The organism is Mangrovibacterium lignilyticum (assembly GCF_010882175.1).
GTDB classification, from domain to species: domain Bacteria; phylum Bacteroidota; class Bacteroidia; order Bacteroidales; family Prolixibacteraceae; genus Mangrovibacterium; species Mangrovibacterium lignilyticum.
This window is the reverse complement of record NZ_WKLH01000001.1, coordinates 1813579-1828220: the sequence shown is the minus strand read 5'-3', so window position 1 is coordinate 1828220 and position 14642 is coordinate 1813579. Positions and strand designations below refer to the sequence as shown.

Annotated in this window: 15 protein-coding genes; 11 read left to right on the top strand and 4 right to left on the bottom strand. The window is 44.2% G+C overall.

The features are described 5' to 3' along the window. Positions 1-4 precede the first annotated feature (4 nt). The 5 genes from GJV22_RS07310 to GJV22_RS07290 all read left to right on the top strand — a co-directional run bounded on the left by GJV22_RS07310 (position 5) and on the right by GJV22_RS07290 (position 6035). Positions 5-808, top strand: a complete 804-nt coding sequence (locus tag GJV22_RS07310) for a glycogen/starch synthase (RefSeq protein ID WP_163710836.1) — start codon at positions 5-7, stop codon at positions 806-808. Positions 809-1165: 357 nt separating this feature from the next. Continuing rightward, a complete protein-coding gene (gene glmS, locus GJV22_RS07305; RefSeq protein ID WP_163710833.1) occupies positions 1166-3004 on the top strand; it encodes a glutamine--fructose-6-phosphate transaminase (isomerizing) in 1839 nt (612 codons plus the stop codon). A gap of 61 nt (positions 3005-3065) precedes the next feature. Then, positions 3066-4955 carry an Ig-like domain-containing domain gene (locus tag GJV22_RS07300; protein WP_163710830.1) on the top strand — a complete coding sequence of 630 codons (1890 nt, stop codon included), beginning with the start codon at positions 3066-3068 and terminating at the stop codon, positions 4953-4955. Beyond that, positions 4876-5745, top strand: a complete 870-nt coding sequence (locus GJV22_RS07295) for a DUF3108 domain-containing protein (protein WP_163710827.1) — start codon at positions 4876-4878, stop codon at positions 5743-5745. The genes GJV22_RS07300 and GJV22_RS07295 overlap by 80 nt, the downstream gene beginning before the upstream one ends. A gap of 2 nt (positions 5746-5747) precedes the next feature. Next, positions 5748-6035 carry a hypothetical protein gene (locus tag GJV22_RS07290; RefSeq protein ID WP_163710824.1) on the top strand — a complete coding sequence of 96 codons (288 nt, stop codon included), beginning with the start codon at positions 5748-5750 and terminating at the stop codon, positions 6033-6035. Position 6036: 1 nt separating this feature from the next. Here GJV22_RS07290 and GJV22_RS07285 read toward each other — a convergent pair whose 3' ends face one another. Continuing rightward, entirely contained in the window at positions 6037-6438 is a 402-nt protein-coding gene (locus tag GJV22_RS07285; RefSeq protein WP_163710821.1) for a DUF3859 domain-containing protein, read from the bottom strand. Positions 6439-6837: 399 nt separating this feature from the next. On the opposite strand from GJV22_RS07285, the gene GJV22_RS07280 reads away from it, so the two are divergent. From GJV22_RS07280 to GJV22_RS07265, 4 genes are all read left to right on the top strand, one after another. After that, positions 6838-7758 (top strand): hypothetical protein, encoded by a 921-nt coding sequence (locus tag GJV22_RS07280; RefSeq protein WP_163710818.1) that lies wholly within the window; start codon positions 6838-6840, stop codon positions 7756-7758. 225 nt (positions 7759-7983) lie between these two features. Beyond that, positions 7984-8445 carry a hypothetical protein gene (locus GJV22_RS07275; RefSeq protein WP_163710815.1) on the top strand — a complete coding sequence of 154 codons (462 nt, stop codon included), beginning with the start codon at positions 7984-7986 and terminating at the stop codon, positions 8443-8445. 5 nt (positions 8446-8450) lie between these two features. Beyond that, positions 8451-8858, top strand: coding sequence for a hypothetical protein (locus GJV22_RS07270; RefSeq protein WP_163710812.1), 408 nt, complete (start codon positions 8451-8453; stop codon positions 8856-8858). Positions 8859-9084: 226 nt separating this feature from the next. Beyond that, positions 9085-9639, top strand: a complete 555-nt coding sequence (locus GJV22_RS07265) for a ClpP family protease (protein WP_163710809.1) — start codon at positions 9085-9087, stop codon at positions 9637-9639. 70 nt (positions 9640-9709) lie between these two features. Here the strand turns inward: GJV22_RS07265 and mgrA are convergent, their stop codons facing one another. Further along, the gene (gene mgrA / locus GJV22_RS07260; protein WP_163710806.1) at positions 9710-10699 is read right to left on the bottom strand and encodes an L-glyceraldehyde 3-phosphate reductase; all 990 of its coding nucleotides are present in this window, start codon (positions 10697-10699) and stop codon (positions 9710-9712) included. Positions 10700-10808: 109 nt separating this feature from the next. On the opposite strand from mgrA, the gene GJV22_RS07255 reads away from it, so the two are divergent. Both GJV22_RS07255 and GJV22_RS07250 read left to right on the top strand, forming a co-directional pair. After that, positions 10809-11693 (top strand): pyruvate, water dikinase regulatory protein, encoded by an 885-nt coding sequence (locus GJV22_RS07255; RefSeq protein WP_163710803.1) that lies wholly within the window; start codon positions 10809-10811, stop codon positions 11691-11693. 177 nt (positions 11694-11870) lie between these two features. Then, the gene (locus GJV22_RS07250) at positions 11871-12851 is read left to right on the top strand and encodes an ROK family protein (RefSeq protein ID WP_163710800.1); all 981 of its coding nucleotides are present in this window, start codon (positions 11871-11873) and stop codon (positions 12849-12851) included. Between the two features lie 64 nt (positions 12852-12915). Here the strand turns inward: GJV22_RS07250 and GJV22_RS07245 are convergent, their stop codons facing one another. After that, positions 12916-13971, bottom strand: coding sequence for an NAD-dependent epimerase/dehydratase family protein (locus GJV22_RS07245; RefSeq protein ID WP_163710797.1), 1056 nt, complete (start codon positions 13969-13971; stop codon positions 12916-12918). Between the two features lie 168 nt (positions 13972-14139). Further along, the gene (locus GJV22_RS07240; RefSeq protein ID WP_163710794.1) at positions 14140-14631 is read right to left on the bottom strand and encodes a pyridoxamine 5'-phosphate oxidase family protein; all 492 of its coding nucleotides are present in this window, start codon (positions 14629-14631) and stop codon (positions 14140-14142) included. Positions 14632-14642 lie beyond the last annotated feature (11 nt).

Genomic DNA, 14642 nt, shown 5'->3' with positions numbered 1-14642 from the left:
TTCCATGGAAAAGAAAAGAATCTTATTCATTTCTCAAGAGATAACACCTTACCTTCCCGAATCAGAGATGTCCGTAAAATCCAGGTATTTGCCACAAGGCATTCAGGAGCGCGGACGTGAAATCAGAACCTTCATGCCTCGTTACGGGAATGTGAACGAACGTCGAAATCAATTACACGAGGTGATCCGCTTGTCGGGAATGAACCTGGTGATCAGTGATGCAGACCACCCCCTGATAATCAAAGTTGCATCAATACAAGCTGCTCGTATGCAGGTGTATTTTATTGATAATGAAGACTATTTTCATCGCAAGCATGTGTTGAAAGATGGTAAAGGAAAAGAGTTTGATGACAACGACGAACGCGCGGTATTCTTTGCTCGCGGCGTACTGGAAACTGTTATCAAGTTGCGTTGGGCTCCCGATGTGATTCACTGTCACGGCTGGCTGACTTCGCTGGTTCCGATGTACATCAAAAAGGCCTATAACGACGATCCGTTGTTTGCCAAGTCGAAGGTGGTTTATTCAGTTTATAATGAAAACTTTAAAAAACCGTTAAATTCGAAAGCGGCTGAAAATGTTATGATCGATGGGATCAAGGCTTCAGATGTTGAATTGCTGAAAGAACCATCGTATGAAAGCATGTCTAAGCTGGGTATTGAGTATGCCGATGCTGTTATTCAAGGGAGCGAGGAAATTAACCCGCAACTGGCCGAATACATTGCAGCATCTCAAAAATTGAGCTTGCCTTATCAGCCGGAAGAGACGTATCTTGACGCGTACAACGAGTTTTACGATAAAGTTTTGTAAAAAATAGTACAATTCGTAAGAATTGAAAAGTCATCCCGGATTAATTCCGGGGTGACTTTTTTGTTTGATACAGGGGCGATAAATGGTCATCCGGGTGCTTATTTGGACCAAAAGCAAACCAATTATTCGACGAAGTTTGTAGCTTTGGGACATTTATTTTGTCGACCTGACTTTTAGCCGGAAAGCTTGATGGCCGTTTATCGGAAAGTTAGCTTTTGTTAAAATTGAAAATGAAACGGAAATAATTGCCGTAATTAACCGTTGATTTTTTGCAGTACAGGGGAGAAGGGGTACGACGTTTTAATAGATTGAATTACAAACAGGCAGGTCCCGAACGGCTGCCTCAAACGAATAAACATGTGTGGAATAGTTGGATACATTGGTGATAAAAATGTTTATCCCATCCTGATTAAAGGGTTGCAACGATTGGAGTACCGAGGCTACGATTCGGCCGGTATTGCCATTTATAACGACAACCTGAAAACCTATAAAAAGAAAGGCAAAGTAAGCGAACTGGAAGCTTTTGTTGCCGATAAAGATATACACGGCCACCTGGGAATTGGCCATACCCGTTGGGCAACCCACGGTGAGCCCAGTGACCGGAATGCCCACCCGCAATGTTCGATGAACAACGATTTTGTATTGGTACACAACGGGATCATCGAGAACTACAACGAACTAAAAAAGGATTTAACAGCCAAAGGCTATACGTTTCAAAGCGACACCGACACGGAAGTGTTGGTTAACCTGATTGAATATATCTACCGCCTGGATGAAGTGAACAGCGCTGAGATCGCGGTTCGCCTTGCCCTGTCGAAAGTGGTCGGCGCCTACGGGATCGTGGTGTTGTGTCAACACGAAAAAGACCGGATGATTGCTGCCCGCATGGGTAGCCCGCTGGTCATTGGTATCGGTCAGGGGGAATATTTCCTGGCTTCGGATGCCAGTCCGATTGTGGAATATACCGACAGCGTGATCTATATGAATGATGGTGACGTGGCCGTGATAGAAAAACACAGCCTGACCCTGAAGACGGTGGATAACGATCCGGCGAATTTTAAAATCACGAAGGTTGACTTAAACATTGGAGACCTTGACAAAGGTGATTTTGAACATTACATGCTCAAAGAGATTTTTGAACAACCCGATACCATCCGCGATACTTACCGGGGACGGATTCACGAGGGACAGGAAGACATTGTATTGGGTGGCCTGATGGATGTGTTTCCGAAAATCGCCGCGGCTAAGCGGATTATTATTATCGGGTGCGGAACCAGCTGGCACGCTGCGCTGGTGGCTGAATACCTGATTGAAGAATATGCACGCGTTCCGGTTGAGGTTGAATATGCGTCGGAATTCCGTTACCGGAAACCAATCATCAACCCGGGCGATGTGATTATTGCCGTTAGCCAGAGTGGCGAAACAGCCGATACCCTGGCGGCGCTGAAGATGGCCAAAGCGCAGGGGGCTATCATTCTGGGAATTTGTAATGTGGTTGGCTCGAGCATTGCCCGTGAAACCGATGCCGGTGTTTATACGCATGCCGGTGCTGAAATCGGGGTGGCTTCGACCAAAGCGTTTACTGCCCAGGTGACTGTCTTAACCTTGTTTGCTTTTAAATTGGCCAAGGAGCGCGGACAGATTGATGCTGAGACGTTGAAAATGTTTATCAATGAGATGTTGGAAATTCCCGGAAAGGTAGAAAGTATCTTGTTGAAGCATCCCCATATTAAAGAGGTTGCGGCGAAATACAAAGATTCGGTGAATGCACTTTACCTGGGACGTGGCTACTTGTTTCCTGTCGCATTGGAAGGAGCACTTAAGCTGAAAGAAATTTCGTACATGCATGCTGAAGGTTATGCCGCCGGTGAGATGAAACACGGACCGATTGCTTTGGTTGATGACAACCTGCCGGTGGTGGTGGTATCGGCTAAAGACAGCTATTACGAAAAAGTGGTCAGCAACATTCAGGAAGTGAAAGCCCGAAAAGGAAATATCATCGCAGTGGTCACCGAAGGAGACAACGGTCTTCGAAATATGGCCGATGATCTATTTGAAGTGCCTGAATCGCATCCGGCTGTAGCCGCGCTGTTGACGGTTGTGCCTTTGCAGTTGTTCGCCTATTACATCGCGCTGATGCGTGGATGCGATGTGGATCAACCCCGCAACCTGGCAAAATCAGTTACCGTGGAATAGGAACCGGGAGCAACCGGTGGCGGGAACTCATATAATATAGAATTACGAGGATCAAAAACAGATGAAGAAATTTGTATTCACAACGGTTTTGGGCTACCTGGCCTACCTGATTTTCACAACTTCCTGTGCTAATCCGGGCATGCCTACCGGTGGCGACAAGGATTCCATTCCGCCGGTTGTGGTAAAGACTGTGCCTGGGGTAAATGCCCGCAATTATAAAGGTAAAACGGTCAACATTACCTTCGATGAGTTTATCATCTCTACTGATGTAGCCACGCAGCTGGTCGTATCGCCACCGTTGGCTAAAAAGCCGTTGGTGCGCACCAAATCGAAAACACTGATCGTTGATTTTGATGACCAATTGAAACCCAATACCACTTACTCGCTCGATTTTAAAAATTCGATAGCGGATAACAATGAGAAGAATCCGTTGGAGAATTACCGCTTCTCGTTCAGTAACGGGCCGGAGTTCGATAGCCTGATGGTAGGAGGTTATGTCCGGATGGCGCAAAATATGGAGCCGATGGCCGACGTAATGGTCTTGTTGCACCGAATTGACAGTTTGCACTATTTCCGCGACAGTATTCCCGATTATATTGCCCGAACCGATGAAGACGGTTTTTACATGATCAATAATATTGCTGCCGGCAAGTATCGCTTGTACGCGCTGCAGGATGCCGACAACAGTTTGACCTATAACTCGAGCGCCGAGCTCATCGCTTTTTCCGATTCGTTGATTGTTCCGGACGCGCCGCTTGCGCCCGATTCAATATTAACCAGTCACCTGGAAGAAACTGAGCTTGCCGCAGGGGAACATGCTCACGAAGGGTTGAAGTATGAACAGGAACCACATTATCTGCTGTTGTTTGAAGAGGAGTCGTACGAGCAATACCTGGAAGATTCGAAACGGGAACGGGCAAATTTGTGCCAGTTCTATTTTGATGAAGCCCTGACCGATTCCTTCAGCCTGAATTTAATTAGTCCGGAGCCAACTCCCGACTGGGCTTTGTTTGAATATTCGGCCCACCGGGATTCATTGAACCTTTGGATTCGTGATACGACAATCGCTAAAATGGATACCCTGATTTTTCAGGTGAACTATGAAGTGTTGGACAGTATGAAGAATCTGGTGATAAAAACAGACACCTTGGATCTGTTTTTCAAAAAGCCGGAGGTTCGCGAGAAGAAAAAGAAGAAAAAGGAGGAGGAAGAGGTTAAAGAGGTTCCCCATTTTTCATTCAAAGGAAACGGTAAGGACGGTTTCGATATCTATCGTAAGTATCTGTTAGAAGTACCTGAGCCGCTGGAAAAAATTGATTTCTCCATGATTCACTTGTATCAGAAAGTCGATACGCTGGAGGAGGAACTGGAGTATTCCGTCATTCGCGACAGTGTCAACATGCGGCGTTATCAAATCAGTTATCCCTGGGAGTTTGAAGAAGAATACCGGTTGCAGGTTGATTCGGCTGCAGCTGTCAGTATTGGTGGTTACCCATCGAATAAATTTGGGCAGCGGATCGTTATTCGCGAAGAAGGCTATTATGCCAAGATTATTCTTGCAGTATCGAACCTGCCGGGACCCAGTTTTGTCCAGTTGTTAAAGAATACAGATAAGGAAGAAGTCGTTCAGCAAATTGCCATCACTTCTGATGGAGAAATAGAATTTCCCTATTTAAATCCCGATAAATTCAAGATTCGCTTAGTTGTCGACCGCAATGGAAACGGGCAATGGGATACCGGTGATTTGGAGAAAAATATTCAGCCGGAACGGGTTGTTTACTATCCCAAAATTATCAAAACCAGGTCGAACTTTGAGGTGCGCGAAACTTGGGCTCTGCCGGATGACCTGCAGTTTAAAAAGGAATTGATTGATGATGATCAGCTTGAAAAAGATAAAGAAAAAGGGGGCAAGTCCGGTTCGTCAAATAAACGGCCGGGTGGTTCGCGCTAGTTTAGTCGTCGTTTTTCTGCTGATCGGGCTGGGCCATTCGAATGGGCAAAATACGGACAGTGTCTTTTCTCCAGGCGAGGAAATCTCTTACGGCGCTTATTACAACTGGCATTTCATTTGGGTGAATGCCGGTGAAATCGTGTTTCGTGCTGATACGGTTCAGCAACAGGGAGACACCGAGTGGTTTGTTGAAGCGACGGGACATACGTACAAGGCTTACGACCTGATTTATACCGTCCGGGATACTTTTTACACTTACCTGAGTTACCCGGAGTTTCAACCCCGTTACTTTTACCGGTCGGTGAGTCATGGCGGGTCGCTCTCGCAACAGTCTTATCAATTTAACCAGCCCGCAGGTCAGACCAGCTATTTTCACGACTCAAAGGATAGTGAGCCGATTAATTCTACCTTTCCTTACAAAAAGGGGATTCACGATATTTTGAGTCAGGCTTATCAGTTTCGGAACTACGATTTTGATCATCTGAAGAAAGATGAAGTGGTCAAGTTCCGGATGCTGGCCGATGATAAGACATCGGAGTTTTACTTTCGCTATAAAGGAATTGAACAGGTGAAAACCCGGAATGGGCGTAAGTTCAACTGTTACAAGGTTTCAGTTTGGTTGATGGAAGGGGCGTTTTTCCCGGAAGGTGAAGATATGTTTGTGTGGTTCACCGCCGACCAAAACCATATTCCGATCATGGTGGAGACTAAAATCCAGATTGGCTCGGTGAAAGCCATTTTTTTAGATGCAAAATCGCTAACTTTCCCGCTAAATTCTGAAATAGACTGATTATGGCAAAATTAAGAAATCTGAAAAAAGACATTGACTTCCTGGTAGGGCAGGTCGTTCTGGATTGCTTTGAATACATCCATGTAGCAAAGGATGCCGATAGTGAAGGCGCTTATGCCATTGTTGGTGAGATATTGGTGTTCCGCAACAATTTGCGTAACCGGGTGAATCATCCTGATGGGAAAGATAACCCTGCACTGACCAAGAAGTTTTACCACAAGATTGGTCAGGAATTGGTAGAAGCTTGTGATGAATCTCACGACAAGTTGAGCAAACTGGTCAACGGCTAATTTAAAATTCAGCGCCTTTGCGGACAAGATACAAGGTTTTGTCCGCAATTACTTTCCCTTCCAACTCGGTGATTAACCGCCAGGGACCCAGTTTGTCATCCAGTGGTTCCCAGATGCAATCTCCTAAAAAGAACTCATAATCGTTGCTGTTGATGTAAACTTCTCCGGTGAAGTCGTCCATCGGTTCGCCAAATTCATCGTTAAAAGAAGGATGGATTACCCTGAAATCCAGCTTGTAGCCTTTCGCTTTTTTGATCTTCAACACATAGCCAAATTCTGTTCCGATGTCTGATTCAATGGTATTGGTAATATTCAGAATTTTGGGAAGAGCTTTGCTTTGTTTGTCCCAGCTGGAGTATTCGCCCCAGCTATACAGCGTAATGTCAAATTTCTTTTTGCTCAATTTTCAGTTCTTTTTACTCTCTTTAATACGATGCAAAGATAAAAAAGTATCAGTATCCCGGGGTTTCCTTTTGTCCGGTTCTGATCAAAGTCGTAGCTCAGTTTTTAGCCCTTTTGCTGTATAGCGACTCTTGTGGGAATGCAATTTAATTCTCGGGCAATCGACAACCCTACCAGCAATGGCCGCCTGAATTTTCGTATGAATCAGGGAATGAAGCGGCAGTGCGGATTTTAGTCCTGATTAGTAGCGAACTGTACCCTTCGAATAATTTGACTGCCCATAAAATAATACTATTTTTACGGGCGAATTTTGCGGCTTCGAACTGAATAAGAAGGTTTCTGAGCGGCAAAATATACCACAAATAAACACGGTTTTTAGGGCCTGAAACATGCTTGATTTATGACAGAACTGGAACAAAAGAAGAAAAAATTCTCATTCGGGAAAACGGAAAAAGAAAGACGGAATAATTTAATAGTTGTTTTCCTGGGAGTCCTTTTAGTGATTGTTGTCGTGCTATTATTTCAGCAGCGCAGTGAGCACAAGATGATTATGGAATCGTTGAACCTGGAGAAAAACACCATTCAAACCGAACTGAACCAGATGGTGCAAAACTACGATTCGCTGAAAACCGATAATGACACGCTAAATCATGAGTTGTTTGTGGCGCAGGCTAAAGTAAAAAACTTGTTGCTCGAAGTTGGTCAGATTAAAAAGGCCAGCTATGATCAAATATCGCGTTACCAGGAAGAAGTTGGTTCGTTGCGCAAGATTATGCGGAATTATATTGTGCAGGTAGATTCGTTGAACCAGCGTAACCAGCAACTGATGGCCGAAAATCAGCAGGTGAAGCAGGATTATATGGAAGTCGAAAGCAAGAACAGGGCGTTGGAGCAGGAGAAGAAACAATTGTCGCAACGGGTTGAACGGGCTGCGATGCTCGAAGCATTAAATTTACAGGTTATCGGAATTAACCGGAAGGGGAAGGAAGTTAACAACAGCTCTAAAGCGGAACAACTGATGATTAGCTTCACATTGAGTAAAAATATCACTGCGAAACGTGGCGCAAAGAATCTTTATGTTCGGATTTTACGGCCTGACCAGATTTTGCTGGTGCAGTCGAAGAATGACCTTTTTCAATTTGAAGATTTGAGAATACCGTATTCGGCTATGCGGGAAATAACCTACGAGGGGAATGAATTGCCCGTGAATATTTATTGGGATAACACCGGCTTTGATGGTTTTATGACTGGCGATTACACGATTGACATTTTTGCTGACGGCAGTAACATTGGAACCGCAACCTTCTCGTTTAAGAAGTAAACGAAAAAAAGATAGTGAACAATAGTTAAAGCCGGAGTTGCAGTCCGGCTTTGTTTTTTTAAGGTGAAAGCCAACTAAGTAAATTCCGTATAAATCTAATTTTACGGTTCTTGAGTATTTCTTGTTAACATACTATTTCTTAACTTGCCAGCTGAAAATGAACATTCCCGATAAACAGGGCTGGTCCTGTTTTATTAGCATTTGTAAATTATCTAACCCCTAAATATGAAACGTCTCTACAGGATTTTGCTTCTTCTTACGCTGGTAATTGCTTTTGGATGTGGTAACAAGAATGATTGCGAAGACATAGCCTGCTTTACGCCACCCGAATTATTCACTTTTCAAATCATCGACATAAGTTCGGGTGAAAATTTATTTACCAATGGTACTTTTGATGCGTCAGAAATCGAGGTTGTGAATACCTTGAATAATGAATCCTATGAATTCAGCTTTATTGATGAAAATAGTATTGACTTGTTGGCGATTTATTCGGTTGGATGGAAAACTGAAATTGTTAACCTTGAAGTGAGCGTAGGAGGAGAACATCTGCTGACGTTTTATGTTGATGCCGAGCGCAAGAACGGGGATTGCTGCTCTTTCACAGATTATAAAGAAACACGGATTGATGATGCTGAATTTGAGTATGATTCTTCAACCGGTATTTATTCAATTTTAGTTCAACCATAAGAGAAATGGAAATACGTATTGAAAATTTGAGAAGTGCGAAAAATGTATTGCTTATTGTTCTCGCAATTGCAATGTTGACTTCAGGGAGTCTCGACTTGATCCCCATGAAATACGGCGAATGGAATACACGGCTGATTGGAATAGGAATATTGGTGCTGGCGTTTTTCTACCTGAAACTATTTCGTCGTAATTATATTGGCTACACGTCGAAACGAATGTTTATCAGTATCGGGAAACTTTCCCGAAAATCAATTTGGTTTAACCAGATTGAGCACATCAAAATTGAAAATGGATTGCTGCAAATAGACTTGCAGGATGGTGAGCAGTTGGTTCTTGATCTGGATGAAGCTGATCCGGATAGACGAAAAGAGCTCAACGTTTTCTTGCAGGAGAAAGTTAGTTCCGTTGCCTGAGATCAATACTTTTGTTATACGTGATGGTTTGGTTTAACATGGTGATGTTGATTGGGTGAAGGTTCTAAGGAAGGAGAAAAACCTGGACAAACAACGACTCAATAATCCCCAATTGGAAAAACAGGATGCACAAGTGTTAATTTTCTGCCGGCAAATGGGTTGTCGTTTTCCGTTTTGGTAGAAAATAATGTAATATTGTTGAAGAATATTTTTAAAACGAAGATACATGAGTGGTAAATCAAAATTACAAGACCAAATAGACGCCAAATTATTGGGCGAACGCAAGGTATTTTTATGGGGACAGGTTGATGACCATTCAGCCAAACATGTGGTTGAACGTTTGTTATTCCTAGACATGGAAGATCCCGGTAAAGAGATCCAATTGATCATCAACAGTCCTGGTGGATACGTAACTTCAGGTTTCACAATTTATGATGCAATGAGAAGCATTAGCAGCCCCGTTTCGACAATTTGTACGGGTTTGGCTGCATCGATGGGTTCAATTCTGCTTTCAGCGGGAGAAAAAGGCCGTCGCTTTGTAATGCCTCATGGCCGGGTGATGATTCACCAGCCCAGTGGTGGTGCCGGTGGTCCGGCTTCTGATATTGAAATTCAGATGAATGAGATCATCAAGACCAAAAAGTTAGGTGCCCAAATTTTGGCCGACAACTGTGGTCAACCGTTCGAGCGTATTATGAAAGATTTTAATCGCGACTACTGGATGTCTGCTGAAGAATCGTTGGAATACGGTATCGTTGACGGCATTAAAACAGAACTTTGATTCTATCGAAATCACTAGATATAAAAATCCGGCCTTCGAGCCGGATTTTTTTATGCTGTTGTGTGAGTGATTAGTCTTTTAGAATGTCTTCAATCGTCCGGAGCTCGTCGCCCGTAAACTCAAGGTTGTTGATCGCAGCTACATTGTCTTCCAGTTGTTTCACCGAGCTTGCACCGATCAGAACTGAAGTTACCCGAGGGTCTTTCAGTAACCAGGCTAAGGCCATTTGTGCCAGGGTTTGTTCACGTTGCCCCGCCAGTTTATTCAATTTTTTAACTTTTGCCAAAGCAGGTTCAACCATGTGTGGTTTCAGGAAGCCCCATGATTTCGACGCTCGTGAACCTTCCGGAATTCCGTGCAGGTATTTGTTCGTTAACAAGCCTTGTGCCAATGGGGAGAACGGAATACACCCGATTCCTTCTTCCTCCAGAACATCCAGCAGTCCACCTTCAACCCAACGCTCAAACATGCTGTATTTGGGTTGATGAATTAAACAGGGAGTTCCCAGTTCGCGCAATATTTTTGCTGCTTCACGGGCTTTATCGGCCGGGTAGTTCGAAATACCGGCGTATAAAGCTTTCCCTTGCCGAACAGCATGATCGAGCGCCATCATACTTTCCTCCAACGGGGTATCAGGATCCGGACGGTGGTGATAGAAAATATCGACATATTCCAGTCCCATGCGTTTTAAACTTTGGTCGAGACTCGATAACATGTATTTGCGGCTTCCCCATTCGCCATAGGGGCCGGGCCACATCAAATAACCTGCTTTGGTCGATATGATCAGTTCATCGCGATAGGCCGAAAGATCCTGTTTCAATATTTTACCGAACGTTTCTTCAGCCGATCCGGGAGGCGGTCCGTAATTATTGGCTAAGTCGAAGTGTGTAATCCCCAAATCGAAGGCACGGTGAATCATGGCGCGTCCGTTCTCAAAAACGTCAACACCACCGAAGTTATGCCAGAGGCCCAGAGAAAAGGCAGAAAGTTTAATGCCGGATCGTCCGCAGCGTTTGTAGGGCATGCTATCGTAACGATCGGATTTTGCAGTGTAAATCATGGTTCAACGGATTAATTTGTCGGTAATCAAAGATAGAAGTTCATGTTCAATAACAAAAAGGTAAAGTGGATAGAAGTATGTATTTTAGCATAAAAGGAAAAACCAATTTATGACTACTAAAGATAACTCCAATCGACCTTCCCCCATCTATGTTGTTTCGGGAGGGAAAGGACTTGCCGGAAATAATATGGTGCAATCCATGCTGATTCAGTACCCCAATAACAATGTAGCAGTCATCTTGGTGCCACATGTTGTCGACGAAAGTCAGATCTTAGATACGGTTCTGAAAGCGAAGGAAGATGGCGGCTTGATCACCCATACGATGGTTCAGCATAGTATGCGGCGTCGCCTGATTGAGCTCGCCGCTGAGCATGGTGTGCCACAGATTGATTTTATGGGGCCTTTGGCGGAGTATCTGGACGAGAAGCTGGAAATACCTTCCTTGCAGATGCCGGGGCTTTTTAGGGAGATCAAACAGCAGTATTTCGAACGCATAGATGCCATTGAGTTTACCCTGGATCATGATGATGGGTTGAGTCCTCAGCGATTGAGTGAGGCTGAAATTGTTTTGTGCGGACTGTCGCGTTCGGGAAAAACGCCGTTGAGCGTTTACCTGGCCTTGTATGGATGGAAAGTAGCCAACGTTCCGTTAGTACCAGGCATACAGCCACCCGAAGAGTTATTCCAAATTGATCCCGGTCGGGTTTTCGGCTTGCAGATCAGTAAAGGGCAGCTGTTGTCACACCGGGTAAAGCGGTTGCGCAACTTTAAGAATACGGAAAATACCAGCTACGTGGATGAGCAAAAGATAAACGAGGAAATCCGCTTCGCCAACCTGGTTTTTCTCAAAGGAAGGTTTACAGTGATTCCGGTCACGAACAAACCGGTGGAGTCGTCGGCCAATGAAATTATCAGCTATATGAGTTCGCGGTACGATTTTGGAGGGAGGAAGATTCATTCTCCTTTTATGGGTAATGGCAGTGATAAAGAGTAGTTTAAAGAATGAATTTAAACTCTGCTTGCTGTATTCGTTAAAAATCATAAAAATTGGACCGATTTACTAAACATGATCGGTCGTCTTCTTTTCTGCTTGCCCCATTTTGTTATCTTTACAAGCCGATTTTAGAATCGTTATTTTTTTTTTACTTAAACCACTAAATCTTGTATAAAAATGAATAGGAAAGCCACTGTCGGAGTTGATGTTGGTGGAACAAACACTGCCATCGGAATTGTGGATGCTATCGGAAATGTATTGGTAAAAGATAATATTGAAACTCCTTCCCACGGAGATATCGATCAGTATATTACAGATCTTGCTAATGCCATCAAAGCACTTATTAAATCAGTTAAAGTAGTCAATCCTGAAATTGAAATTTTGGGGATCGGGGTTGGTGCTCCTAATGGAAACTATTACAACGGAACCATTGAGTACGCGCCAAACCTGTCGTTTAAAGGTGTGATTCACTTCGTTTCCTTATTGCGCGAGAAATTTCCTGATCTTCAAGCTGTTGCTTTAACTAACGATGCCAATGCTGCCGCTATTGGTGAGATGATCTATGGAGGTGCCAAAAACATTAAAAACTTCGTGATGTACACGTTGGGAACAGGTGTTGGAAGCGGTGTTGTAGTGAATGGTGACCTGGTATATGGTCACGATGGTTTTGCCGGTGAGTGTGGTCATACCACCTTGATCCCGGGCGGACGTGCCTGCGGATGCGGTGCAAGAGGTCACCTGGAAGCTTATTGTTCGGCACCTGGTATGAAACGGACTGCCTTTGAGATTATGGCTCGTGAGAATGCCGGAGACAGTTTGTTGGCAGACAAATCATTTAAAGATCTCAACTCTAAAATGATTTATGATGCGGCAGAAAAAGGTGATAAGGTAGCTCTGGAAGTGTTTGAGCAAACCGGAAAATGGTTGGGCCAAGGGTTGGCTGATACCGTTCACCATCTGAGTCCGGAAGCAATCTTCCTGTTTGGCGGGCCAACTGCTGCGGGAGATTACATCTTCAAGCCAACTTTAGCGAGTATGGAAGCTCACTTGTTGCCGATCTTTAAGAATAAAATCAAAATTCTTCCTTCAGAGCTGAAGCCTGGTGATGCCGCGATTGTTGGTGCCAGCGCGTTAGCGTGGAAAGAATTGGATAAGTAATCGAATTTAGTTAAGATAGTTAGAGGGAGTTTCATTTTGAAGCTCCCTTTTTTGTGCTGTTGAGTCAGACTTTTTTGGTTTTGGCAGTGGGAGTCAGCGATTCAACATCTTTTAGGAAAAGTTGGGCAATATCCTGAATGGTTGAATCGAGGCTGCGGTATTGGAAGCCAATGCTGTTGCTAATTTTACTACCGTTGTAGTGGGAAATCCGGTTGGTCCCGGATACCGCATCTTTCGTAATAACAGGGCGTTTCCCGGAGAAAAAGCTGGCTAAGCGCGCCGATCTCCAGGCAAGTTGTAAAATGAGATCCGACGCGTAGGTTTTCGGCCGCGGACGTTGCAGGGCATCTGCAATTCGATTGAAAAATTCCTGGTAGCCCAGATTGCCGGCATTCAAAATAAACCGCTGATTTTTGTGGTCGTTAAAAACGTCCGGATCCATTAGTCGGGTCATGGCTGTTGTAACGTCCCGAACGTCTACAAATCCGGTTTCTCCTTTGGTGTAGTATTTCAGTCCTTTCCAGATTGATTGAAATAGTTTCGGGCTTCCAATGTCCCAGTTTCCCGGTCCCAGAATGATTGAAGGGTTTACAATAACGGCATCCAGTCCTTCTTCAATGCCTCGCCAAACTTCCATTTCCGAGAAAAACTTACTTAGGCTGTAGGTCGATTTTTGTTTCGAAGGCGTCCAGTAAGTTTCTTCATCAATTTCGGTCCCATCCTGCGTTTTTCCTAAAGCAGCAATTGAACTGACATGGCAAAAGCGTTTTACCTTGTTGTAAATGGCTGCATCGATCAGGTTCGCTGTTCCCTTCACATTACTGTTGAGTATGCTGTCGCTATCGTTCGGGTGAAACGACACCATGGCGGCGCAATGATATACATCGGTTACGCCGGCTAACGACTCTTCCATGCTGTGGTAGTTCAGAATATCTCCTTCGACCCATTCTATTTGCTGAAAGAGTTCTTCCGCCTGATCGGAATAGTACGAGAATACTTTTAATACCAGTTTCAGGTTGCTACTGTGACGTTTAAGCGCTTTCACTTGTTGCCCTGACTGCAGCAGGTTGAAAAGCACATGTGATCCGACCAGACCTGTTCCTCCTGTTATGAAAATCATCGTTTACCTCCTTCTCGTTTAGTAAGCGGACAAAATTGATTTTGTTGGAAAAATATGCTGTTTCCACGGAGATTCATGAATGCGCTTTATTGATGGTTCTCAGACAAAAATAATGATCTTGTTCAAATTTCAGCACAATGGATGAGCGTTTCAAGTCCTGTGAACTGCTTAATCCTTGTTGGTCTTCCAGGGAGTGACCGCTTTGGCGCCGAATTCTTTCCCAACAATCTTGTCAATATGAACTTTCATGATTCCGACATTGACGACTGATGGTTTGCTGAATTTGAATTCACGATCGCTGTATTGGCACATGGTTTCTTTCAGGCAGGTAACTTTCTCATCAAAATCTTCAACGAATTCAACGGTACCTTCAACCAAAACTGATTTGGATTTCACGCGGTAACTGCATCCTACCTGCACGTCCTGCCAGGCCAGTTCTTCGCCAAGCGTCCAGTTAATACATATTTTAGGGTTCTTTTGAATGGTTTCCCACATGCGTCCATGTTGCGCTGAGTGAAGGATAACTGTGGTGCCATCGTAACCAAAGTTCATCGGCAGGATATAAGGCATTCCGTCATCGCTCATCGCGACGTAGCATGTTTTGCATGCGCGGATAACTTCGTCAATTTCTTTTCGGTCTTCTATAAAATGTGTTCTCATCGTTTGGGGTT

What these genes read in the sequence shown, in the direction of transcription:
- GJV22_RS07310 (WP_163710836.1), top strand. Translation starts at nt 5, where the DNA reads ATGGAAAAGAAAAGAATCTTATTCATTTCTCAAGAGATAACACCTTAC.
- glmS (WP_163710833.1), top strand. Translation starts at nt 1,166, where the DNA reads ATGTGTGGAATAGTTGGATACATTGGTGATAAAAATGTTTATCCCATC.
- GJV22_RS07300 (WP_163710830.1), top strand. Translation starts at nt 3,066, where the DNA reads ATGAAGAAATTTGTATTCACAACGGTTTTGGGCTACCTGGCCTACCTG.
- GJV22_RS07295 (WP_163710827.1), top strand. Translation starts at nt 4,876, where the DNA reads ATGATGATCAGCTTGAAAAAGATAAAGAAAAAGGGGGCAAGTCCGGTT.
- GJV22_RS07290 (WP_163710824.1), top strand. Translation starts at nt 5,748, where the DNA reads ATGGCAAAATTAAGAAATCTGAAAAAAGACATTGACTTCCTGGTAGGG.
- GJV22_RS07280 (WP_163710818.1), top strand. Translation starts at nt 6,838, where the DNA reads ATGACAGAACTGGAACAAAAGAAGAAAAAATTCTCATTCGGGAAAACG.
- GJV22_RS07275 (WP_163710815.1), top strand. Translation starts at nt 7,984, where the DNA reads ATGAAACGTCTCTACAGGATTTTGCTTCTTCTTACGCTGGTAATTGCT.
- GJV22_RS07270 (WP_163710812.1), top strand. Translation starts at nt 8,451, where the DNA reads ATGGAAATACGTATTGAAAATTTGAGAAGTGCGAAAAATGTATTGCTT.
- GJV22_RS07265 (WP_163710809.1), top strand. Translation starts at nt 9,085, where the DNA reads ATGAGTGGTAAATCAAAATTACAAGACCAAATAGACGCCAAATTATTG.
- mgrA (WP_163710806.1), bottom strand. Translation starts at nt 10,699, where the DNA reads ATGATTTACACTGCAAAATCCGATCGTTACGATAGCATGCCCTACAAA.
- GJV22_RS07255 (WP_163710803.1), top strand. Translation starts at nt 10,809, where the DNA reads ATGACTACTAAAGATAACTCCAATCGACCTTCCCCCATCTATGTTGTT.
- GJV22_RS07250 (WP_163710800.1), top strand. Translation starts at nt 11,871, where the DNA reads ATGAATAGGAAAGCCACTGTCGGAGTTGATGTTGGTGGAACAAACACT.
- GJV22_RS07245 (WP_163710797.1), bottom strand. Translation starts at nt 13,971, where the DNA reads ATGATTTTCATAACAGGAGGAACAGGTCTGGTCGGATCACATGTGCTT.
- GJV22_RS07240 (WP_163710794.1), bottom strand. Translation starts at nt 14,631, where the DNA reads ATGAGAACACATTTTATAGAAGACCGAAAAGAAATTGACGAAGTTATC.